At 55.4% G+C, this 21,299-nt stretch carries 11 protein-coding genes; 5 read left to right on the top strand and 6 right to left on the bottom strand.

Annotated features, from left to right (window positions below):
- Positions 1-11 precede the first annotated feature (11 nt).
- From HDF14_RS11835 to HDF14_RS11815, 5 genes are all read right to left on the bottom strand, one after another.
- Positions 12-1,772: an MOSC and FAD-binding oxidoreductase domain-containing protein gene (locus tag HDF14_RS11835; RefSeq protein WP_183976844.1), complete on the bottom strand. Its 1,761-nt coding sequence runs from the start codon at positions 1,770-1,772 to the stop codon at positions 12-14.
- A gap of 153 nt (positions 1,773-1,925) precedes the next feature.
- Positions 1,926-5,045, bottom strand: coding sequence for a S9 family peptidase (locus HDF14_RS11830; protein WP_183976841.1), 3,120 nt, complete (start codon positions 5,043-5,045; stop codon positions 1,926-1,928).
- A 244-nt stretch (positions 5,046-5,289) separates the two neighbouring features.
- Entirely contained in the window at positions 5,290-7,290 is a 2,001-nt protein-coding gene (locus HDF14_RS11825) for a hypothetical protein (RefSeq protein WP_183976839.1), read from the bottom strand.
- 260 nt (positions 7,291-7,550) lie between these two features.
- Positions 7,551-9,587: a beta-N-acetylhexosaminidase gene (locus HDF14_RS11820; RefSeq protein ID WP_183976837.1), complete on the bottom strand. Its 2,037-nt coding sequence runs from the start codon at positions 9,585-9,587 to the stop codon at positions 7,551-7,553.
- A 71-nt stretch (positions 9,588-9,658) separates the two neighbouring features.
- A complete protein-coding gene (locus tag HDF14_RS11815) occupies positions 9,659-13,243 on the bottom strand; it encodes a TonB-dependent receptor (protein WP_183976835.1) in 3,585 nt (1,194 codons plus the stop codon).
- A 237-nt stretch (positions 13,244-13,480) separates the two neighbouring features.
- Here HDF14_RS11815 and HDF14_RS11810 point away from each other — a divergent pair, with 237 nt between their 5' ends.
- The 5 genes from HDF14_RS11810 (at position 13,481) to HDF14_RS26565 (ending at position 20,190) form a co-directional block, all read left to right on the top strand.
- Positions 13,481-14,725, top strand: a complete 1,245-nt coding sequence (locus tag HDF14_RS11810; RefSeq protein ID WP_183976833.1) for a tetratricopeptide repeat protein — start codon at positions 13,481-13,483, stop codon at positions 14,723-14,725.
- A gap of 114 nt (positions 14,726-14,839) precedes the next feature.
- Positions 14,840-15,919 (top strand): LacI family DNA-binding transcriptional regulator, encoded by a 1,080-nt coding sequence (locus tag HDF14_RS11805; RefSeq protein WP_183976831.1) that lies wholly within the window; start codon positions 14,840-14,842, stop codon positions 15,917-15,919.
- A 230-nt stretch (positions 15,920-16,149) separates the two neighbouring features.
- Complete coding sequence (locus HDF14_RS11800) at positions 16,150-18,861, top strand: glycoside hydrolase family 2 protein (RefSeq protein ID WP_183976829.1); 2,712 nt, start codon at positions 16,150-16,152, stop codon at positions 18,859-18,861.
- 238 nt (positions 18,862-19,099) lie between these two features.
- Positions 19,100-19,537: a hypothetical protein gene (locus HDF14_RS26570; protein WP_260698239.1), complete on the top strand. Its 438-nt coding sequence runs from the start codon at positions 19,100-19,102 to the stop codon at positions 19,535-19,537.
- Complete coding sequence (locus tag HDF14_RS26565) at positions 19,492-20,190, top strand: APC family permease (RefSeq protein WP_313899567.1); 699 nt, start codon at positions 19,492-19,494, stop codon at positions 20,188-20,190. The genes HDF14_RS26570 and HDF14_RS26565 overlap by 46 nt, the downstream gene beginning before the upstream one ends.
- Before the next feature lie 46 nt (positions 20,191-20,236).
- On the opposite strand, the gene HDF14_RS11790 is transcribed toward HDF14_RS26565, so the two are convergent.
- Entirely contained in the window at positions 20,237-21,292 is a 1,056-nt protein-coding gene (locus HDF14_RS11790; protein WP_183976827.1) for a VWA domain-containing protein, read from the bottom strand.
- Positions 21,293-21,299 lie beyond the last annotated feature (7 nt).

Below are 21,299 nucleotides of genomic sequence, written 5' to 3'. Positions count from 1 at the left end.
TCGCGATACCGTCACAGGTCTACGACTAACTCGTCGTTTGGCTTGCAACAGCAAATCAGAATATGGCCGTCGGCCGCGGCCTGGAGCGGTTCAAGTTGATAGCGCACGGTGCCAGATATCAGGCTGGTTTCACAGGTGTGACAGACGCCGGTGCGGCATGCCCACCTCACGGGAACATCACAGGCCTCAGCCAACTCGAGCAGACTTTGAAATTTTTGGTCCCAAGCGACCGTAAGGCCACTGCGTGCAAAGGAGACAGGCGGCCCAAGTCCTTCCGGTGCGGCGGGCGGGTGAGGTGATCGAGCGGGTGCAGCGATCACGCCTGGGGTCATCGATCCGCCGGGACCAAAGGTTTCTGCATGCACGCGTGCGGCATCAACTTCCCATCCCACGAGGCCCGTGGTTAAATCGCTTATAAACGTTGTCGGCCCGCACAGATAAAAATCGGCAGTGCGGGGCACCCTTAACTCTTCGATTGCGGTCACGTCGAGATGACCAGGCGCATCGAAGTCTGCACCCAAACGGTCGGTCGGAAGCGGTCGACTGTAGCGTATATGGCTCCGTCCGTGCTGCAAACTCACCAATAGATCGCGTGACTCCCTTTTGAACGGATGATCGTCGGAGTTTCGCGCGCCGTACAGCCACCAGACTCCACGCTGCGAGGATTCGGCGGCGAGTCGATGCAACATTGCCAATACCGGGGTTGCTCCCACGCCGGCGCTGAGCAGGACAACAGGGCCCTCTCCTGGGAGCAAAGTAAAAGTGCCTCTGGGCGCACTTACATCAAGCACGTCGTCGCTATGCACCTGAGTGTGCAGATAGCTGCTGGCTGCACCATTCGCTTCGCGCTTGATGCTCACGCGGTAGCAATCGGCATTTTGAGTACCGGAGAGCGAATAGCTGCGCAGCAGCGGTGACGCATGCTCTTTCGGGTGTAGTCGAAGAACTACAAACTGTCCCGGGAGAGGTGGGCTTAATGGTCGCCCGTCGGTTGGCGAAAGCGCGAAGGAGAGCACGCTGCTACTCTCGCGGGTTATGTGAGAAACCCGCAGCTTGCGGAACCCCGGCCACGCTGGTGATGGTTCGTGCGTCGGTGCAGGTCCGGTATTTCCCGTCGATAGTCCACGCTCCTCCTTTTCGAGCATGGTCCGAAAGGATGCCTGCCACCCAAGGCTCAAAGCGGAAATGTTTAGCGCACGGCGTAGTTGATCAGGGGAATGTGCGGGGAGGTAGAGCAGTGCATCGGCTTCGGCCACAGTCATGTGCATTGGGCCGTCCGCAACTTTGACGATCTCGTCCTCGCTTCCGACATCACCCTCTTCCAGAACACGGAAGTAAAAGCCAGGCCTGTGATGCGCGACGAGAAGCGATGCCATACGAGGTTCGTTCATGCGAATACCCACGCGGTAACAAGTGACGCGTGGCTGCGTCACCTCGAAGAGAGCGTTCCCAATCCGATACTGATTGCCAATGCAGACCTCATCATCGGGGAGACCATCGACTGTGAAATTTTCGCCGAACTGTCCGAATATGAAATCGCTTCGCCCGAGTTGTTTTTCCCAGTAGCGGTAAGAGTCGATTTGATACACGAAGACTGCGCGATGCTCGCCCCCGTGGCCTGCAAGATCACCTTGACCATCGCCTTCAATGCTAAGTCGACGCACGAAACGTCGCCCCTGCACGGGACTCTTCCAGATCCCTGTGTGGACTACCCTCCCTTCCCAGTCGATATCGCGTGGGAGACCAACGTTCACTGACAACAATTGGGCCATCGAATCACCTTTTCAGGATGCACTCATAATACGTCTCGCTTGAGTTGCTGCGGCCGTTCATTTTTGAGGAGATCATAGAGCCGTTGAATCTCCGTTATACCCACAGATTTCGTTGTTGAAGAAGGAATGGTCCTTGCGACGGAATGAATCGCCTTATTGAATAGGCAACGAGGAGACGATGTTCAATGTAACCTCGTTTGACTGCACCACTAGATTCTTGTCGGCGTCTTTGCGATACACGCGCACGGTGTACTGTCCTGGTTGGCTGAGGTGAACCAACTTCGACAGATGAGCCGTCTGAATTACTGTTCCGCCCGGCGGTACGTGATCTACGGTTCGGACGTCTGAAGCTCCTGAGCTGTTGGCAATGTTCTCTCCCATCAAGCGGCCCGCGGCGTTTCGAACCAGGAAGATAAACGAGAACTCTGGATTGTCCGTGCCCGGACAATGGGCAAACAGAATTGGATGATCTGAGACATTCGTCAAAGTAATCATCACGCGCGCATCCTCGCCTATTTGTAACTTGTTCGCGAGAGTACTGATCGAAATCGCAAAGGACCCTTGCGAGATGTTCTGCGCGGGAAGCGGTGGAGGCAGCGCCTGTGGCTGCGTGCGCGGTCTATTCAATGGCGGCGTTGATGGAGCAGGCACCGTCTGCGAAACCGCGGGGTTTGCTGTCTGGGGATTCTGTTTCGTCTTTGAAACTTCTGGTAATTCAGGCACGGGAGCGCGTGGCGACGTCTCGGGCGTGGATGCTGGGCGCGGACTCGACTGCACGACGGGAGCCGGAGTCGGCATCGTGATGTGCGTGGGCGCGGAGAGCGCAGGGGCTGGCTGAACCGGCGGCACCGAAGATGCGCTGGTCGCAATCGCGGGCTTGGTAGGCGGTGATTGCGTTTTCGTCGACTCTGGCGCAGTCGGTGCGACCGGTCGAGATGAAACAGGGACGGGTTGTGTTTTCGTCGTCTCGGGTACTGTCGCGAGCGTAGCCGGCTGCGTCGAACCCGTTGCATACCGATTCGTCTTCGTCCACCTGTCGCACCAGTCGCCGATCGACTCGTACCAAAGCTTTGAATTCTGTGGTTGATCTTCGAGATGTTCGTCATTGGGAAGATTCAGCATCCGGCTTTGTACATTCAGCCGTTGTAGCGCGGTATACAGCTGTTGCGACTCCGATACGTCAAGCCGGTTGTCGCGCTGCGAATGAATCACAAGGGTCGGGGTCCTGGCGTTTTGGATCGATGGCATCGGTGACCACTGTTGAATCCTCTTCGCATCTGTTGGGCCGGTTGCTCCGTACGTGCTCTCCAGGTTGATCATCCCATCATGCGTCACGAGGCAGGCAAATCGGTTGGTGTGCGTCAAGATCCAGTTCGCCATTAATCCGCCGAAGCCCGCGCCCAGCGTGCACTCGCGCGCCTTGTCAATAAAGTTGTAGTGCTGCTCGGCATAGTCGAGCCCTTTCAACAGGTCTGAATAGACTTTCCCACCCCATTCGCCATTGAGCCCATCTAGAAAGGCCTGCCCGTATCCTGTGGATCCGCGAGGATTCACCATGACAACCACATAGCCAGGAGCTGCCATCAGTTCGGGGTTCCATCGATAACTCCACTCATCTCCCCAAGCCTTATGGGGGTCTTCGTGAATCAAAAGCTTCACTGGATATTTCCGCGAAGGGTCGAACGCGGGCGGCGGGATCAGAAATCCCTGCAGCTTCGTGTTGTCTTGCGCTGCAAACCAAAAAGATTGCATTTTCTCAAGCGCGAGGCCCTCGAGCAGCCTATCGTTCAAGTGAGTTAGGGCTTCTGGCGCAACTGGTACTGCACGATCTATGGGTGGGTTTGCCTTGTCTTCCGCCAATGCCAGTTTCAGGCCTATCTTTTGTTGTTTCACCTCGGGCGCGTCATCGGTGAAGATTCTTAGGCTGGTGCGAAAGATCTCCGCCGGCCGTTCAACCTTCGTAGAGGTCGAGACGAGCCACGATCCGTCGCTTGAAATCTGGAGTCCGCCGGATTCGTATTTCGTCTGCGACACGAGCAGCGTGAGATAGCCCGTCGGCATGGGGACGTAATGGATCGTGTCTTCATCGGCCACTGCAACGGAATAGATTTGCGACTCACCGCGGTCGTGGGTTGCAAAGAAGATGGAGCCCGAATCGGGTGCCCATGTAAACTCGTCGATACCGCGATCGAAGTTCGGCAAGGTATCGCTGATTATCCCCGATCGGCGATCAAGAAGCCTCAATTTAAACTGATCGTTCTTTTGTCCGGCGAACGCCTGCGAACGAAACGCAAGCCACTTTCCGTCTGGTGAATAGGCTGGTACATCATCGCTTCCCGGCGAGGACGAGAGCTTCAATGGCCGTGCAGTAGCATCATTCAGTCTCAGCACAAAAATATTGTTGCTTATGGTCGCTTCCGAAGAGTGGTCGGTGTTAGCGACAAACGCGACCTCCATCGAATCGGGTGCCCACTCATATCCGACTCGGGACGAGCCCGATGAAAACGCAGGCACCCCCGCGTCGCCAACGTTTCGGCGCGGAGTCAGGTCGCGTATCGCGTTACCATTCGTGGCAAACACCACCAGCATATGGCTGCGCTTGGATACTGGAGCGGAATTCTGATCCTGGCGGGCAGCGTGATTCGAGGTTTGCGTCTCAGCGGAATGGATGCCCGCTACCTCGTCCTTCGCTTTGTTGCAGGCGTCTTCCGCAGCCCAGGCTGCTTCGTCGCTGCACTCCGGGTATACGCGCGATGTAAACAGAATCCGCTGCGAGTCCGGTGACCACCTAGGCCCATCAACCCCTGTGATTATGTTCGTCAGGCGCTTGGATGTACCAGGCTTGCCTGCCGTGTCGTCCCAAGGTGCAACAAAGAGCTGCGTGCGACCCGTCTCTCTGTCGTTTGCGATAAACAGCAACATCTTTCCATCTGGTGAAAACCTGCCTCCGAACTCTCCCTCTTTGGTAGATGTAATCTGCCACTCACGCGCTCCAGACGCGACGTTAGCTACTCCCCCCAGAGGTACAACCCAGAGATGGGTCACCATCGAGTTTCTATCAAGGCCGACCTCTGTTTCCGAGAACATCACCCATTTACCCGACGGAGAGATTTGTGGGTCGCTGACCCGCTTCATCCGCTGAAGATCGTCGAATTTCATTGGGTGTTTCGCCGCGGGCGTGGCCGATAGGCTGCCAGCCTGACCCCAACCCCAGCGCGAAACGCCAGCGATTGTTGCGGCCAGCAAGGTGACTCGGATTACTCGGTTCCTCATCGCGCCACTTTACTCCTCGTTTTTGCGGAGTTTGATTACACGCGCGGACCAGCACCACATCCGCGATTGCGTCCACGAGGATAACAATGTTACCCCGTCCTCGACGAGGTTTGAGTTTGATGGCGTGAAGTTATCCATCTCAGTAGTGAATTATTAAGGTGGTACGTTTCTATTAAGCGTTCATACGCTTTTTCTTCCCTTAATAGCAGAGCAGTCCAATCAATCGAGCCTTCCCGACAACGTCTCAATTGATAGGAGTTGCATTGCGCTGATCGAGCGTTATGGAGTTTGGACCGGGGTTGAGCTGAATTGGCTGGCCCCAGACGAGTGCCTGATTGTTGTAGCGAGTTGAGATCATGAGGTAGTAAAGACCGGGAGCAACTCCAGGAAAGCTGCCAGTGCCGTTAGCGTCGGCCCGGACTGCGGAGGCGGCGTCAGCCTTCACGGCATCAATGATTTTTTGGCATTCAGGAGTGCGGCTGGAGCAGGTGTTTGCGACGAACTTGTAGGGGGACATGCCGGATGGGACGGTCATACCTGCCTTGGCAATGATGTTGGCATAGCTGTCGCGGAGCAGAGTGTAGGGGTGACCGGCGAGAGGATTGGGAGCGCCTGGCTGTGGGGCCAATCCGGAAGTGATCGCGAGGGTGGCGTTGCCGAGGGCGCTACCGGAAGTGGAAAGAGTGCTGGGGCCCCTCGCCGTAGGCGGAACTCCGGCTGTGGCGGAGGCGACCATTGTTGATGCTGATCCTCCGCCAGAGGGGATGGTCTGGCTTGGAGCGAGACGGGCGAGGTTGCAGGTCTGCTCGAAAGGGGCGAAGGTGAAGTTGTCGTTGTTGTCCTGGCCGGTTACGGTGCGACCGTGAACCTGGTAGGGACCGTCGCCACCGGGGTCGAGAGAGCCGTCAGATTTGAAGGCGAGTGTGAGTGGGTGGTCGGGCGCGTTGATTTTGACGACCGCTCCGGTCCCGCCAGGTTCGACCGTATAGGGATAGGCGCGGGCAGCGTCGGGGCCGCAGCCGAGAATTACGGATTCTGGATAGAACTGAACACTGAAGCCGGTTGATCCGGCGAAGATGCCATGCATGCGGATGCCCGGAGGTGTCGGTGGGCCTTTGTCGCCGCCGAACATACCTTTGAGCAGGTCGGTTTGCATTGTTTGTATGCCAACCCCTGCGCCTTTAGAAGAAAGGTCGAGCGCGGGGCAGATGGTTCGACGAGGAGAGAAGGTTGTTTGTCCGGGAGTGTAAGTGCCGGGGGTGTAGGTACTTTGGGTGGTGATGCTCTTGAGCGAGTAGGAGCCGCCGTCATTAGTGAGGTTGGAGTCACCGGCATGCACGCGGGCGTCGGTCTGCGTGAGTGGTTGATAAGTTGTGACGTCGTGGGTCTCAGTGCGGCCAGGGGTGGAGGTGCCGCCGGTGGAACCGCCAGCTACAACTCCATCGATGGTGACGGGGCCGGGACCGACAATGGTTCCATCCGCGCGAAGAGTGAGCATGAGAGGCTTCGGTTTGGTGTCGACGACGATGACGGTTCGATCGCTCTTGAAGTCGATAGTATAGTTCTCTTGATTGGGTGAGAGGAAGGAACAGTTGATCAGATTGCCGCCGTCGATGAAGTCGAGGCGCCAATGTCCGGCACCTTCGAAGACGCCGGCCATGTTTGGCCCTGGAGCGGGTGGCTTGTCAGCGCCGGGAAAGACCTGAGACAGCATCTGCCCAAAAGCGCCGAGGAGCGAGTTGCCAAGGCATGAGGATGGGAGCCGTCCTGAGGTTACGCCGCGGTTTGTTGCGCGCTCCTCTGGAGTCCTGGGTTTCTGCGGTTGTCCGATGGGGACAGGCTGCGTCGCGGCAGTAAGTTGGTCGTTCGCCTTCTGCACATTTGCGTTATAGATGTCCTGCTGTTTCTTCTCAAAAGCATGTGAGGCGGCAAGCTGCTGCGCGGTTGGCTGCTTGCACGTGGGAAACAACGTCTTCAATGCTCCACGTGTCATCGTGGTGTACTGCATCAGTCCGTTCGGCATGACGTGATCCGGATGCCCAACCATGCAGGTGGCGTTGTCGGAGAGATCTCGAATATTGCAGTTCTCGATGAAGATGCGCTCGCCGTTGCAGACGTAGGTGATGCCAGGGGTGAGGTCTTGCGCGGCGGCGAGGGTAGTGGCGAAGACGCTGAGCAGTATGGCGATGCTCAGCCTCAGGAGGAGATTTCTTTTGTCTCGGTGGATCGAAGGGATGAGTCCCATATGATCCCCCTTGTCTTAGAAGTGCGGCAACATCGCCGGGAGAGGTGCCGTCGAGTCGAAAAATGTCCCTGGGGAGATGACATAGTAAAACGTGGAAGAGATAAAGAACAAGCCGCGTCCTGACGCGGACGGGGATGGGGATAGGGTTCGAATAAAGCCGCGCGAACGAGTCCTCGACGCGCGGCTCTGTATCAAACGAATCTGGAGTTGACGGTGATCAGTTCCTGATCATAGAAAACCGCCGGGCCGGTGTATGCAATTCAAGGCGTAGTTGCATTCAATAGCAGTTTTACTGAAGGCACGATCATATCGAGCAGAACTGCTTGCGGAGCCTCCGCCGATTTCAGGAAAGAGAGCTGTTGCTGTCTGACGGACGCGCTCACTGGCTTGTGGTTTTGCAAAGAATCAAGCGCCGAAAGACCAATCACCGCGGTTTGATTTAGGGTGTGCGAAACTGGCTCCAGTTCGGCGGTCAGATCGGAGTGCGGCAATATCGGTTGCAGCCTAGCATCGTTATCTCGCCAGAGAATGAGCCACTCGCGTGCTTGTGCCCACTGCTCAGGACTAGCCTTCCCTGCTGCGATCAGCGAAGCGAGATGGTGAAACTCGCGAGCCCAATTGCTTTCGGGAGGCACCGCGTCAACCATCCTGTTGAGTGGAGTGAAGCTGTCGTAGCTGGCCAGCGATTCGCGAGCGTATTCCTTCGGCGGTTCGAGGGCGCTCGCAAGAACCTTCAGCGAGGTCACATCGTTCGCTCCAACCATACGTTGCAGCATCTGCTCATGGATTGCCTGATAAGTCTGGCCGCTATGAATGAGATCGTTCGAGACGATTGCCAGCCGACGATACATCGAGTCAATATCAGTAACTTCTTTTGGGGACCATAGACGCTCGGCGATAGCGGCGGTGCGTGGCCAGATTCGGCTTCCCACGTTTTCCGGTGTCACAAACTCAGACCACATGGTCGCTTCACCACCAAGGATGTTGCGCTGCTGCTCTGGAGTGAGTTTTGCCGCGGCCTCTGTGAGGGGATCGGCAGCGTAGTGTTGAGACGCAGGCTGGTTGAGGTCAATATAGTAGCCGGCGGAGAGAATGCCGCGGTTGCCGCGCTGTGCTGCCTGGGCGAGCGAATCTGGCCCTCTCCATGACTGAATGACGACGTCCTTCGGGGTGTCGGGCTGCAATACCTCGTCCCAGCCAATCGTGATTTTGCCGCGCTTGGTCACCAGTTTTTGCACACGGCCGGTAAAGTATGCCTGTAAAGCGGCGTTGTCTTTAAGGCTATGTTCGCGCATGTACTGTTGAATCCGGGGGTTCGCGTCCCACTCTTTGCCGTTGCACTCATCGCCACCGATATGGAAATAAGCATCCGGGAACAGTGATGTCATCTCGCCTATAAACGCATCAAGAAAGTCGTAAGTGCTTTCACGGGTGGGATCCATCGCCGGATCGAAGATGCCCCATTTTCGCTCTATGAGATAAGGACTTTTGCCGCTCGCAAGGTCGGGGTAACCAACGAACCAGGCGGTGGAATGACCTGGCATATCGAACTCTGGAATCACACGGATGCCACGGTCACGCGCGAAAGCGATGATGTCACGAACCTGATCCTGCGTGTAATAGTTTCCGTCTGACCCTTTCTCTTGCAGGAGCGGATAGAGCTTGCTCTCGATGCGGAATCCCTGGTTCTCCGATAGGTGCCAGTGAAATACGTTCAATTTCACGGCTTCCATTCCATCCAGAGTCTGACGAATGACTTCGAGCGGCATGAAGTGGCGGCCTGAGTCGATCATGATGCCTCTCCACGGGAAACGTGGAGAGTCATGGATGGTCACAGCGGCAATCGTGAATCCTTGCGGCGTCGTGTCTACCAATTGGAGAAAAGTCTGTAGGCCGTGGAGAATACCAAGCGGATTGGGCGCACTGAGTGTCACCTGAGTTGGTGAAACCTCGAGGTGATAGGACTCGTCCTCGCCCAGTTGTTGGATTTCTTTGCTAGGTCCTTCGGTTTTTATGATGAACTTTGGTCCGCCCGGGCGATCGTTGAGCCAAAGGGGGATGCCCGTCTTGCTGGTGAGGTTTGCGAGGAAGCGGTCCTTTGCGCGCTCGAGGCGTGGTTCGGTGTAACCCTCGATGCGGACCTGAAAGGTGCCGTCGACAACGAAGCTGCCCGTGCCTGGAGCCGCATGCGCCGGGAGCGGCATGATGGATAACTGAGTGTCTGCCTGAAGGGTTGCGCTTGTTGTAAAGAGCAAGGTCGACGTGAAGACAGCTAGCAACAATCTTGCAGACAGCATTCCGAATTATCCTCCGATGGCGGATCGATGTTATTTCGTTTGGCGCATGCTTTTATCAACTCATGGGCAAATTAGAAGACAAATTTTCCTGCTAGTTGAAGGATACGTGCGTTGTGCGCCGCTGTCGCCGTTAGAAAGCCGTCGGAAGCACAGGCGGCTCCATAGCAGTCTGCGGTCGCGTCGATCGTGCTCCATTGGGTGTGATTGAAGACGTTGAATGCCTCTGTGCGGAACTCGAAGTGCATGCCCTCACGAACGGCGAAGTTCTTGAACAGGCCCATATCGAAGTTTGTGTGAGCGGGAAGGTTGAGAACGTTGCGACCCGCGTTGCCATAGGTTAGCCCCTGCGGCGCGGCAAAGGCATCAGTGTTATAGAGACGAGGACCGAGTTGCCCCCCGGGATGTCTTATACCGACCGCGCCGTGGAGGTGCCCAACAACGTCCGGATAAGATTGAACAGAACTGCCTTGGCTGGTGGCGAACGAATTTCCTGTGCCTGCATTGTCTGCGATGATCGAATTGGTGACGCTGAATGGAGTACCGGTCTGGAAGCTGGTCAGATCAGAGATCTGCCACCCTCCGAGAAGAGAGTGCAGGAGTCCTGGATGGGTAAAGAGTGGAATGTCATAGACGAGACTGACTGCGAGGATGTGTCGTTCGTCGAAGTTCGAACTCGCCCTGCTTTGGCCGAGGTTGTAGCTATTGACGATTTCGGTGTTGCCATAACCGCCGGCCGAACCGTTGTCGATGGAGTGACCATAGGTGTAAGCCACGCTGCCGTTCAGGGAGCCGAAGTACCGGCTGAGTCCGATCTGCACGGCGTCATAGCTCGAGTTGATGACGTTTGCGGAGTTATTGATGCTACTGAGACCTGTAAACGGCCGGAACTGATCAGCAGAGGCACCGCAAGCGATTTGGAGACGAATTGCGGCATCGCCAGTCAACGCCTGTCCATTTACAGTGTTTGTGTTGCAGTCGCTTGCTGAAATTGCCTGGCCTGGACCATACGGATTCTCAGATGCGGACAGCGGTCTGAGCTGATTCAGGTCGTACCACGTAGGCAGATGTCTTCCTAAACTGCCTACATATGCTACTTGCATTACCGTGTGGCTGGGCAATTCTCCCTGAACGGCCAGGTTGTATTGCTGGACGTAGGGCCAGACTGCGTGAGTCGGAATGGCGAATACTTGCAGGGGGAACTGCAGAGGGGTTCCGCCTGAGACATTGTATCCGGGGAAGTTGTACCTATTCGGGGTCTGCACTACTGGAGCCGAACCCTCCAAAGCCTCGGAGTTGCTTTCATTTCCATTCGTATGTTCGAAATAAATCCCAAAGCCACCGCGAACCGAGAGCTTGCCGTTACCAAAGACGTCGTAGGCAAAACCGAGACGCGGAGCTGGATTGAAGAGGTGGCCCGACATGCAACCAGAGTAGACACCGTTGAGACCGCAAGAGACGACGCCGTTGAAGATGTTTCCGGAGCCCGGTACGAGTGCTCCTGCCTGGCCTGTCACCGAACCGTCTGTGTCGATCGTTGGCGCGTTCGCCGCGTTCCATGTCGCCGGTTCGAAGTTTCCGGACTGGTTGCTGATGTCGTGATAAGTGCCAAAGAGGCTAAGGCGAAGACCGAAGTTGAGGGTTAGCCTGTCGGTCGCGCGCCAGTTGTCTTGAATGTAGGGCTCAACGATTTTGTAACGGTTGTAGTACTTCGGCTGGGCTGAGGTTTGTGTGAACTGAGCAACCTGTCCGGTCAGGAGATCCGCGAACGCGTTTCCCGTAGTCACTGCAGACGAAGTGCTGAAATTGAATGTTCCTTGGTTGTTTCCAGTCGAGGGTTCGTTTTTCTGCGCCGCGATAAAACTGGCGCCGAAGATGAGCGTGTGACGCTTCAGTGTTTTGGTGAGGTCGTCGCGGTACGTGTATGTGGGGTTCGAGTTCTGCCAGGGGAAGTAGCCTGTGGTCTCACTAAAGCCGCCGCCATATGCCGCGTCTCCCTGTACGGAGATTGAAGGCAGAACGTTGCCGTAGCCGTTGGCGAAGAAACCGTTTCCGGTGAAGTTGCCGCGGCCAATATTATTCGTGGTGTTGATAAGCGTGATGTGATCGGTGGTGTAGTCGGCAACAAACTCATTGACCAGCGTTGGCGAGGCTGCGTAAGTGAGGCTCGCTACCATGTCGATGCCGGGGCCGGCAAAGCTGTTTTGAACAGTTGGGAACGATCCCGACTGAAATGTTGGCGGTGTGCTCGTTGTCGACCATGAATCGTAGATGAAGCGATAGAAACCACGCAGTTTTTCGCTGAAGATCTGGTCGATGCGGAACAGCTCTTCGCGATTAGTCGTCAGCTGCGAGGGAGACGCTGTGAAGAACGAAGACGTGCCTGAGCCGGTGTTTGCTGCCGGGATCAGCACGAGAAGCGCCTGACCGTTGGGATCGACCGGGACCTGGTTGTTCGCGAAATAAGCACCTATCGGCTGATTGACCGAGTGATCGACCGGGCAACTAGGAAAATTTACCGTATCGACAGGGGTCCCCGGGGCTGGACAGAGATCCGAGAAGTTTCCACCACGCTCGGCGTCTGACGGTACCTGCTGATTAAAGAAAGTTCCAGGTACATTTTCGTGACGAAACTCCTGCGAATAAAAGAAGAAAGTCTTCCGTTCCGCTGGAGTGTAGAGGTGGGGGATGTAGACCGGGCCTCCGATCGTAAATCCATAGTCATGCTTTTTGTAAGTCGGAACTGTCTGAGAGAAGTAGTTTCGCGCGTTGAATGCATCGTTGCGGAGAAACTCGAATACGTCCCCATGCAGACGTTCGGTTCCGGACTTCGTCTGCGCCTGGACTGTACCGGATGCATTGCGTCCGTATTGGGCACCGTAGTTAGAGGTAAGCACTTGAGTTTCGGCAATGGCGTCGACATTGGGGTACACGTTGAGCGTGGTGTTGCTACCGTTGTCCATGATGCTTGCGCCGTCGAGCTCCCAGTTGTTGTACTGTGGGCGGCCACCGTTCAAGCTATATTCAACGCTGCCGGCGACACCGGTCTCACCCTCATCCTGGCCAGTCTGACTGACGACACCTGGGGATAGGGTGACGAGCTGACTGAAGTTACGGCCGTTCAAGACGATCTGCGTGATCTGCTTTCCCGTTATGGTGAATGAAATCTCAGGCGACTCTGTCTGGACTACTCCCAAGTCGCTGCCGCTAACCTTCACTTCGGTGGACGCGCTACCAACCGCGAGTTGCGCGTCCACTCTCTCTTTGCGTGACACACGAACGACGATGCCAGCGGCTGCGAACTTCTCGAATCCCGGGGCGGTGATCTCAAGGTTATAGGTTCCGGCTTCAAGACCGGAAAGGGAATACTCTCCAGCAGAGTTTGTACTCACGACGATACTTGTTCCCTGCGCCGTGTTCGTGAGCGTCACGCTGGCATTCTGGATGGCCGCTCCGCTTGGATCTGTGACTGCGCCGTTGATTGCGCTGGATTGCTGCGCAATGGACATGGCCGGTAATAGCGAAAGCAAAGCCATGACCAGGTAGCGGAGGATGCGGCGGTGCGAGACACTGACAGGCCGGTCGGCCACGGTGGACGAGACATGGGTGAGAGTGTAGGTCTCTGGCGTGGGAGAGAAGGAAGAAGTGTGGGAACGCATGGGATTAAATGCCTCCGTGACTACGCAGGAAATGAAGAAGCTGCAAATTCTAGAACTCGGTTGCAACGGACTACGCAGCCCAATCGGATATCGCTATGCTCGGCGTGTCACTCATATTAGAACGTTTGAATAGTCTGTCAAGAAAAAGTTTTATTTGCATAAAAATTTGTGTGATTTGAACGATGGTCGACTCATCGGTTTATCTTTGACTGAAATTATCTTGAAGACTCCAGCCGCTTGAATCCCCACGTCCAATCTCGATGTCTGCTTCCGTTCTGCCTGCTGATCGCGGGTGGCTGCCAAGCTCTCTATGCAACTCCTCTCGTGGCATTGCTAACCCGCGAACAGGAGATGCTCGTATCTGTACAGAACGCCGCGACATCCACGCACGACCCCGCAGCCATCTTCTCTCAGGGAGCACAAGCGTTGAAGGACGGCGAGTTCAGCAGGGCAGACGAACTTTTTCGACGGGTCATCGCGCTCGATCCAAAGTCCGGTGCAGCGCACATCAACCTCGGCGTGATTTACATGCGCGAGCGCCGATGGGAAGATGCCTTGGCCGAGTTGCATCAGGCTGAGACGATCTCTCCGAAAGTATCAGGCATTCAACTCAACATTGGGCTCATCTACTACCGCAAAAGCGATTTTGATGCAGCTATTGAGCCATTCTCGAAGGTCTTGAAACTAGAACCGGATTCGCTGCAGGCAAGCTATCTGCTGGGCTTGTGCTACTTTTTTACGAATCGATATAAGGCTGCCGTGGAGACGCTGGCTCCTCTATGGAAACAGGAGTCGACCAACTTGAACTACCTCTATGTGCTGAGCATTGCGGCGAACAAGTCGTCCAATACGCCGCTACAGAAGGAGGCCTTCGACCAAATGATTGCAATCGGACAGAACACTCCGGAGTTCCATTTGTACGCGGGGAAGGCGTGGTTGGCGGGACATGACACCGACCAGGCACTGGAGCAATTTCAGATGGCTGCTGAAGCGAAACCGGATCTTCCCCTGGTGCATTATTTTTTGGGACGAACTTACCTTGAACGCTATGCCTATTCCGAAGCTGAGGCGTCGCTGAAAAAAGACGCGTCCATTGAGCCGGAGTTCGCATATAACTACGAAGAGCTGGGTCTTCTCTACGTGAAGCTGGGGCAGCCCGAAAAAGCAGAGATGTCTTTTCGCAGAGCGATTGAACTCAACCACGAGTTAGTGAACTCCTACTTCGGCCTCGCCAGGTTATACCGGGACTCAGCGCACTACACCGACGCATTGGAGATGTTGGACCATGCCGAGGCCCTTGCGCCTCAGAGCGCGAGTATTCACTACACGAGGGGACAGGTGTTGACTCATCTTGGAGAACGCGCGCAGGCGCGTCAAGAGTTCGATATGGCCTCGAAGCTTCTGAAATCCTTCAACGATCGCCTACAGCAAGATCCTTCCGGAGATCAATCTGCCGACGCGCAGAACGCAGCGCAGCAATAGTGTAGTTAGGCTTGGGCAATGCGTGGAGGGTCCTCACCTTGAGATCGGCAGGTGAGTGCTACCGGGAAGAGTGTGCTATAACTTCAGCATCTTATCGTAACGGCTCATTAGTTTATGCGTAAAACCTTGAACTCTGGAAGAATCACGCTTGCCGATGTAGCGCGCGAGTCCGGATTTTCCTCCTCCACCGTGTCAATCGTTCTCAACGAAGCGCCGCTCTCCCGGTATGTAGCGGCCAACACGAAGCTCCTAATCAAGGAAACCTCGAAGCGGCTCGGTTACCGCCCGGACGCATTCGCGCGTTCACTTCGTCGACGCAGAAGCCTGACCATCGGCATCATGGTGTTCGATATCTCGGACCCCTTCTGCACGCTCATTCTCAAAGGCATCCACAAGACGCTACAGCCTACCGGTTACCTGCCGATCATCATGGATGCGCATAACGAACCGAAGCAGTTCGAGCGCTATCTTGAGATGATGCTTGAGCGCAGGCTCGAAGCCTTGATCATCGTTGCCAACTGGCTGTTCGTTGATATCGAAATGCTTGGCGAACTCGAGCGAGAACACATTCCTATGGTGATGGTGGGACGGTCGATACCGATTGGCTCTATGAGTTCGGTGATGGTTGACAACGAGGCGGGCGGGTATGCTGCACTGCAACACCTGTACAAGCTGGGTCATCGCAAGATTGCATTCGTGCGCGGTCCGATGAAGTTGGAGGACAGCAGCGAGCGTTTCGATGGCATGATGCGATTTGCGCAGGAGGTTGGATTGAAGATCGAGCCCCAGCTGATCGTCGACCTGCCGAATGCATTGGATCCTCTCTCCGGGTTTTATGAGGGCTGTCGACTCACTAACCAATTGCTTGCGACGGGTAAATCATTTTCGGCGATCGCAGCCTTCGATGACCTGACCGCGTTTGGAGTGGTGCGAACATTGCGTGAGCAGGGAGTCGGAGTACCCGAGCAGTGTTCCGTTATCGGCTTCGACGACGTTCCTCATGCGGCGCTCTTCAGCCCGGGGCTGACGACGGTGCAGCAGCCCATGGAAGAGATGGGCCGAATTGCTGCGCAGCGTGTACTGCGTGGAATCGATGCGCTCGGCGAAGACGCGCAAGCCGCCGGTAACGACGGCCACACGCGATTGGTGCCAACCGTTACCGTGCGCGAGTCGACGGGCAGACAACGCAAGTAGCGAATCTGACAAACTCGGCTACCAACCTTCGAAACTAAAGGTTTTTATTGACATTCAACTGGAAATAATCTTAGCTACTCGTATTCATTTATTCAATCGTTGTAATACCTTTATTCGACGAGTGGTTTTATCGTCCAAGACTCATGAGGGATTTGGCACGGCGCGGCGTCCAGAAAAAGCGCATGGCACTTGGTACATGATTGGAACGGGCTCTGGAGGGTTCAAAGTCGATGATTCTGTATAAGCAATCCGTAAAATACTTGTCCCTGCGGGGATCTCTTCTCCTGGCGCTTTTGTGGCTCGTCAATATGTACGCAGCGCCCGCATTTGGTGCGGCCGATTCGTCATTGACCAGCAGCATGCCGCTCAAGTCCGGTTGGACAGTTCAGTCCGATTGCAAAATCCACGGCGATGGAGCGAAGCTCTCTACCCCTAGTGCGCAGACCGAGGGTTGGTATAGCGCGACTGTTCCAGCAACCGTTCTTGCGGTGCAGGTTGCTGCGGGCGAATTCAAAGATATCTTCGTTGGTACGAACCTGCGTTCGATTCCGGGCACGTCTTATCCGCAGGGGGAGAACTTCTCCAATCTCGACATGCCCGCCGACAGTCCTTATCGCTGCGGCTGGTGGTATCGGAAGGCTTTTAGCGTCTCCGCTATGGAACGCGGAAAGACCTTTTGGATTCGCTTCGGCGGCATCAAATACCGGGCGGACGTTTGGTTGAACGGTCAGAAGATTGCGGACTCGACACAGGTGCAGGGCGCTTACCGTACTTATGAATTCAACGTCACGAAAGCGCTGAGGCCTGGCAAAGAGAACGTGCTTGCCGTCGAGACCTTCGCGCCAACTCCGACGGATCTTGGCATCAACTGGGTGGACTGGAACCCCTGCCCTCCGGACAAAGATATGGGGCTTTGGGGACCTGTCACGCTAATAACGAGCGGCCCGGTCGTAGTTCGATCGCCGATGGCGACGACCCATTTCCCCGATGAGTCCCTGAAGGCGGCAGAGCTCACCGTTCGCGCGGAGGTCAGCAACACAACCGATCATCCGACAAAAGGGCGACTCGAGGGTACCGCAGCAGGCATAGTTATTTCGCAACCTGTGATGCTGGATGCCGGCGAAACGAAGACGATTACTTTCGCACCGGAGAATTTTTCACAGCTACGGATCACGAGCCCAAGAGTATGGTGGCCGGCCGATGTAGGCGCGCATCCGCTGGAAACATTAACGCTCCGATTTGTTCAGGACGGCTCTGTTTCAGATGAGCAAAGCATTCGTTTCGGTATTCGAGAAGTCACGTCAGAACTTACGGCAAAAGGTTACCGCTTATTTCGTGTCAACCAACATCCGATTCTGATACGCGGTGCCGGATGGACACAGGACATGCTTCTGCGCCAGCAGCCTGAACGACTGGCTGACGAGTTTCACATGGTGCATGATATGCACCTGAACACGATTCGACTTGAGGGCAAGATGGAGACGGATGAATTCTTCCGTCTCGCAGATGAGCAGGGCATGATGGTGATGGCAGGATGGTGCTGCTGCGACCATTGGGAACACTGGAATAAGTGGACGCCAGAGACTTTGGACGTTGCCACCGCTTCACTGAGATCACAAATACGACGGATTCGCAGCCATCCGAGCCTGATCGCATGGCTCAATGGCAGTGACAACCCTCCTCCAGCCGACGTGGAGTCCGCCTATCTGAAAGTGCTCGCGGAGAACTACTGGCCGAATGCCATCCTGTCCTCTGCGACGGCGACGCCGACCACTGTAACCGGCCAGAGTGGCGTGAAGATGACTGGACCATATGATTTTGTCGCGCCATCCTACTGGCTCGTCGATTCTCACTATGGGGGAGCCCATGGATTCAACACCGAGACTAGTCCCGGTCCCGCGATTCCATCGCTGGAGAGCCTAAAGAAGATGTTGCCGGCCGACCACCAGTGGCCTCGCGATGCGGTTTGGGGATATCACGCAGGCGGTGAAGGATTTCAGAATCTTAATGCGTTTAACGACGCCATGAATGCGACCTATGGCGAGGCTCAAACGCAGGAGAGGTATAACCAGGTTGCGCAATCGATGGCCTTCGACGGAGAGCGCGCTATGTTTGAAGCCTATGGCCGCAATAAGTACACCTCCACCGGCGTAATCCAGTGGATGCTCAATAATGCGTGGCCTTCGAGCATTTGGCATCTCTATGACTATTATCTGGACGCAGGCGGCGGTTACTATGGGACAAAAAAGGCTTGCGAGCTGCTGCATGTCCAGTATTCCTACGACGATCATAGCGTTTATGTCGTCAATAGCGTCTTTGTGGCATCGCCCGGACTGACTGCAGTTGTCCACGTGTACGATCTTGGATTAAGGGAGCTCTTCACTAAATCAAGCAGTGTCGATGCTGGCCCTGACAGCGCGGTAAAGGCGATCGACATTCCGCAGGAGATCTTTCAGCCGGAGTCGGGCACCTACTTCGTCCAGCTCGAGTTGAAAAACGCAAAAAGCGCGATTGTGAGCAGAAACTTCTACTGGGTGCCGGGCAAATTGACAGAGTTCGACTGGGCAAAGACGGACTATACCCATACGCCAGCTAAGACGTTCGAAGATATGACCACGCTCGGTACCCTGCCTGCGGCACACATTGCAGCGACCGCGCACACCTCAGGCAATCTCATTCATGTGAGTCTCTCCAATCCATCGAAGGCACTGGCGTTCCAAATCGCCGCCGAGTTGGAGGATCAGCACGGGGCGAAGCTCCCACAGACAATATGGACGGATAATTACATTGAACTGATGCCAGGCGAAGAACGCGAACTGACAGCGTCTATCCCATCAGATACGGTTGCAAGCGCGAGCCCCAAGGAAGTTGCAGAGTGGAAAGTGAAGATCGAGGGATGGAACACCACTGCGGTCACCATCCCTTCAAGGCCAATTAAGTAGGCTTCGGAGTGATAAAGAGAGGGCCGAATACCTACCAAGCTGGATGATGGACAAGGGGTCACGCTCAAGCGCAGCCTGCGGTATCGCGACCTCATTCTTTACGGGATCGTCCTAATACAACCGACCGCGCCAATGCCGGTGTTCGGAGTGATTTATCAGGAGTCGCGCGGCCATGTCCTGATGGCCATTGTCTTTGCGCTTATTGCTATGCTATTTCACCGCTTATAGCTACGGTCGAATGGCACGCGCCCATCCGAAAGGCGGCTCAGCGTTCACGTATGTGAGCGAAGAGTTGCATCCCGGTCTCGGGTATATGACTGGCTGGTGCATGGACTACATCCTCAATCCGCTTATCTGTACGATCTGGTGCAGCAAGGCTGCGATGAACTTCGTCCCCGAGGTTCGTTGCGTCGCGTGGGTGTTCCTCTTCGCGGCTTTGTTCACCGCGCTCAGCCTTCGCGGCGTCGAAACTTCGGCGCGCATCAATTCCGCGGTTGCTGCTGGTCTTGGAATCTTGATTGCACTCTTCTTGTTCGCTGCCCTACGGTACATCTTTCATTTGCACGTGAGTTCGTCCGCGTTCTATCTCGATCCTACCTTCTCCGCGCCCGCTGTGTTCGCGGAACCTCGATCGCGGTACTCACCTATATCGGCTTTGACGGCATATCGACCCTGAGTGATGAGGCTCAGGATCCCGCGCGTACTATTCCGCGCGCGATCATTCTTACTTGTCTGATCAAAGGTCTACTTGGATCTGTTGAAGTGGACTTGGCGCAACTTATGTGGCCGCGTGGGGCTGCTTTCCCTGATCTTGATACAGCCTATGTGGCAGTCGCACAGCGCGCTGGCGGAACTTTCCTCTTTGTTTTGATGAACGGTGCCCTGTTGATCGCTACCATCGAGTCAGGCATGGCGTCGCAGCTGGGAACAGCGAGACTCTTGTTTGCCATGGGTCAGAACGGAGCCTTGCCGCGCAGATTCTTTGGGACGCTTAACCCGGTCCGCCGAATTCCTCAAAACAATCTTCTGTTGATCGGGGTAAGTGTGCTGATCGGGTCTCGATACAGAGCTGTTGAATTATGGCGCGCTTCTGGCCTTCATGGGTGTCAACGCTGCTTCAGCAGTTCTGGCGTGGCGTACGAAGGACTCAAACCGTGGCTGCCCATACTTCTCTCCGGTTCTGGCTTCGTAGTGTGCTTCTTCCTGTGGCTGAATCTTGGCCCAACCGCACGATGGGCGGGGACTGCTTGGGCAGTTCTAGGGATCGCTTTGTGGCTGGTCCGCCGAAATCAAATGACCGCAGATAAGCAGTTCACAGGTCCTTCATAGTTGAAAGTATGTCGCCTTGTGACGCACAATCTGCCTTCCCGTGGGATCATTGCGAAACAGCATCAGGGCCAGGTAGCGGTAAATTGTCCGCGGCCTGCGTCTGCTGGAGAAGGCGATATCCGTCCCGAGTCCGGATGTGATATTTTTGCAGATTCTTTCCTACAAGCTTCACCGTGATAGTGCGCCAGCCTCGATTGGGGTTTGGCTGCGGGTAGTAGCTAAGGGTGTAAAGGTGGGCCAAGTCATCCCGGATAGAGGAAAATGCCTGCTTCTCATCTCGCCAGCTCTTCGAAAAATAGGCTTTGCCACCAGTCACCTTACTCATTCGCTCAAAGACGGCAGTCGATACAGGCTCATCTTCAGCCTGTTGAGTACTGATCATGTAAATAATTGTTCCGGTGGACTGAGCTAACTCTGCCACATCCTCCGGGGGAACTAGGCTTGCGTTGTCGGGGCCGTTAGAAAAGACAACGATGGCTTTCTTTCCCGTCAACCGAGCGGCATCCTTAACGGTCAGCAAAAGACTGTTATAGAGTGCAGCGTCATCACCGGCAACTGTGTTGCGCACGCCACGTAATACCTGCGACCGATCGGAGGTGAGCGAGGATACCCTGGAGAGGTCACGGCTGTATGAGTAGAGCGCAACCTTGCTGACGCCTTCCAACGATCGGATGAAATCGGCGATAGAGTCCTGGGCGAATACAAATCCGCGGTACATATAGTTGCTCGTGTCGAACAGAATAAAGACGTTGGCACCGGAGGCCCACAGATCTGGCATCTTCGCTTGATCGTCACCGGGCTTCGACACTACGTTCTGGACGGACGAATGACCACTCGATGGAGGAACGTCTATCAATCGCCGGGTCGGTTCGTTCCCTTCCTCAAATGTGGCTGCCTTTTCGGGAATTTTGTCCTCGGTGATAGAGAAGTCTTCTGGACCGAGACCGCTAACGTAGTTTCCTTTTCCGTCAGTTACTGCGACATTCAGCTGTACCAAGACGACGCTTACGCGAATGCGCGAAGTATCATTCTGGGCCGTACTGAAGCCGCCCCCGCAGAAAGGGAACGAAATTAACCAAAGAAGCAGAAAATTTCTCTTCACCTTAATC

The sequence above is a fragment of the Tunturiibacter gelidiferens genome, from assembly GCF_014201335.1.
GTDB lineage: Bacteria > Acidobacteriota > Terriglobia > Terriglobales > Acidobacteriaceae > Edaphobacter > Edaphobacter lichenicola_E.
This window is presented reverse-complemented; position numbering and strand designations above follow the sequence as displayed.

Bases quoted from the DNA above. Each gene is read 5' to 3' on its own strand.
- HDF14_RS11835 (WP_183976844.1), bottom strand. From the start codon at position 1,772: ATGGCCCAATTGTTGTCAGTGAACGTTGGTCTCCCACGCGATATCGAC.
- HDF14_RS11825 (WP_183976839.1), bottom strand. From the start codon at position 7,290: ATGGGACTCATCCCTTCGATCCACCGAGACAAAAGAAATCTCCTCCTG.
- HDF14_RS11820 (WP_183976837.1), bottom strand. From the start codon at position 9,587: ATGCTGTCTGCAAGATTGTTGCTAGCTGTCTTCACGTCGACCTTGCTC.
- HDF14_RS11815 (WP_183976835.1), bottom strand. From the start codon at position 13,243: ATGCGTTCCCACACTTCTTCCTTCTCTCCCACGCCAGAGACCTACACT.
- HDF14_RS11800 (WP_183976829.1), top strand. From the start codon at position 16,150: ATGATTCTGTATAAGCAATCCGTAAAATACTTGTCCCTGCGGGGATCT.
- HDF14_RS11830 (WP_183976841.1), bottom strand. From the start codon at position 5,045: ATGAGGAACCGAGTAATCCGAGTCACCTTGCTGGCCGCAACAATCGCT.
- HDF14_RS26570 (WP_260698239.1), top strand. From the start codon at position 19,100: ATGGCACGCGCCCATCCGAAAGGCGGCTCAGCGTTCACGTATGTGAGC.
- HDF14_RS11805 (WP_183976831.1), top strand. From the start codon at position 14,840: ATGCGTAAAACCTTGAACTCTGGAAGAATCACGCTTGCCGATGTAGCG.